Source organism: Streptomyces phyllanthi, from assembly GCF_009377205.1.
Lineage (GTDB): Bacteria > Actinomycetota > Actinomycetes > Streptomycetales > Streptomycetaceae > Streptomyces > Streptomyces phyllanthi.
The window spans coordinates 1-2,176 of the sequence record NZ_VJZE01000817.1; the positions used below are offsets into that span (position 1 = coordinate 1).

Consider the following 2,176-nt stretch of genomic DNA (forward strand, 5'->3'; position numbering starts at 1 on the left):
CCACCACCCCGCCCGGTCGCCCGGCCACCAGACGCCGCTTCCTGCTTCTGGCCGCCGGCGCGGCCACCCTCACGGCCGCGGGCAGCCTGGCCGCCTGGGCGGGGCTCTCCGACGACGGGGAAGAGGGCGACGGTTCGGACGCGGCGGCGAGCACCCCCGTGTACACCATCGGGCTGCACGCCGACCTGACGGGCGACCAGAAAGCCGTGGGCCGGGCTCAGGAGAAGGGGCTGCGGCTCGCGGTCGAGCAGTTCAACGCCCGTAAGGAGAAGCGCTTCACGCTCGCTGTGAAAACCGCGGACGACGCCGGCAACCCGGACCGAGCGGTCACCGCCGCCAAGCGGCTGGTCGCCGACCGCTCCGTCGTCGCCGTGGTCGGCCCCACCACGGATGCCACCGCCCAGGCGGCGCTCGCGACGTACGACGGCGCACTGCTGCCCGTGCTCGCGGTGTCCCCGGGAGCGTCCGTCCTGCAGGTGCTGGGGGCCCGGTCCCTCCTCCACGCCCGTCCGCTCGACACGATCCTGCCGTTCTATCTCAGCGCCTATCTGCGGGACACCGCGAAGTCCCGCACGGTCGGGATCGTGGACGACCGGGCGGCGGACGCGTACGCCCAGGAGATCAGCAGCACGCTCAGCGGGATCCTCCGGGACGAGCGGCGGCCGGCCGTCCCGAAGGTGGTCAGCGCACTGCGGACCGACTTCGGGCCGACCCTCGACGCGCTCCTCGACGGTGGCGCCGACTCGGTGGTCTTCGCCGGCTACCACGAGCGGGCCGCCCTCCTGGCCCGGGAGCTGAAGGACCGGGACTTCCCGGGGGCGCGGACCGCCGCCCAAGGGGTGCTCGACGACCGGTTCCTGTCCGCCGCCGGGGACGCCGCCGAGGGCTGGGTGATCGTCGCTCCCGCCATGGACGCCGCCACGGCCCCGGAGGCGAAGGTCTTCGCGGCCGCGCACCGCAAGCGTTTCGGCGCCGCGCCGGAGCCGTACGCGGCCGAGGCGTACGACGTCGCCCGGATGACCGTACGCACCCTCAGTGGTCTGCCCGCCGGGCGCCGTACCCGCAAGGAGCTGACGACGGCGCTCCGCTCGGCCACGTACAAGGGGATCACCAAGAACTTCGCGTTCGACAAGGAGAAGGGGACCCTGGTCATCGACGGCACCGGGGTCTATCTGTGGAAGGTCTCGGGCGGCCGGTTCACGTACCAGGGGGCGGCGCCGTTCCAGGTGGCCACGTGATGAGGCGCTGATGGAGCCGTTGCGCGGCGCCGACCCGGCCAAGGTGGCGGACTACCGGCTGCTGCGCCGGCTGGGCGCGGGCGGCATGGGTGTGGTGTACCTGGCGCGCTCCACCGCGGGTGCGCTCGCCGCGGTCAAGGTCATCCGTGCCGCGTACGCGGACGACGGGGGCTTCCGCGCCCGTTTCCGCCGTGAGGTGGAGACCGCCGGCAGGGTCACGAGCCCGTGGGTGGTGCCGCTGCTCGACGCCGATCCGGAGGCCGTGTCGCCGTGGCTGGCCACGGCGTTCGTGCCCGGCCCCTCACTGGACGAGGCCGTGGAGGAGTGCGGGCCGCTGCCGCGCGGTTCGGTCCGCTTCCTGGGGGCCCGGCTCGCCGAGGCGCTTCAGGCCGTGCACGGGGCCGGTCTCGTGCACCGGGACGTCAAGCCCGGCAACGTACTGCTCGCGCACGACGGGCCACGGATGATCGACTTCGGTATCGCCCGGGCCCCGGAGGACACCGCGCTCACGGCCAGCGGGACGGTGGTCGGCTCGCCCGGGTTCCTCTCCCCCGAGCAGGCCCAGGGCCGAGGCAGGGAGATCGGGACGCCCAGCGATGTCTTTTCGCTGGGGTGTCTGCTGGCGTTCGCCGTGACGGGCGTGCGCCCGTTCGGCTGGGGCTCCGCGGCCGCCGTGCTGATGCGGACGGTCTACGACGATCCGGACCTCGACGGCGTACCGGCGGAGCTGCTGCCGCTGCTGCGGGCCTGTCTGGAGAAGGCCCCGGACTCCCGCCCCACCGTGGCGGAGGTACGGCGGGCCCTGGACGGGGCGGAGCCGGACAGAGGGGCGTCGCCGGAAGCGCTGCCCGTCGGTTCGCTCGCCCCGCTCGTCCCGCTCGTCCCGCTCGTCCCGCTCACCTCGGTCGCTTCGACGGAGGGCAGGGCGAGTACGGCGG

Annotated in this window: 2 protein-coding genes; both read left to right on the plus strand. The window is 74.3% G+C overall.

All coding sequences use genetic code 11. The features are described 5' to 3' along the window. The coding region (locus FNH04_RS45205) for a branched-chain amino acid ABC transporter substrate-binding protein (protein ID WP_152792031.1) at positions 1-1,238 on the plus strand (1,238 nt) is incomplete at its 5' end. A gap of 10 nt (positions 1,239-1,248) precedes the next feature. Continuing rightward, on the plus strand, positions 1,249-2,176 hold a 928-nt coding region (locus tag FNH04_RS45210), incomplete at its 3' end, for a serine/threonine-protein kinase (RefSeq protein WP_152792032.1).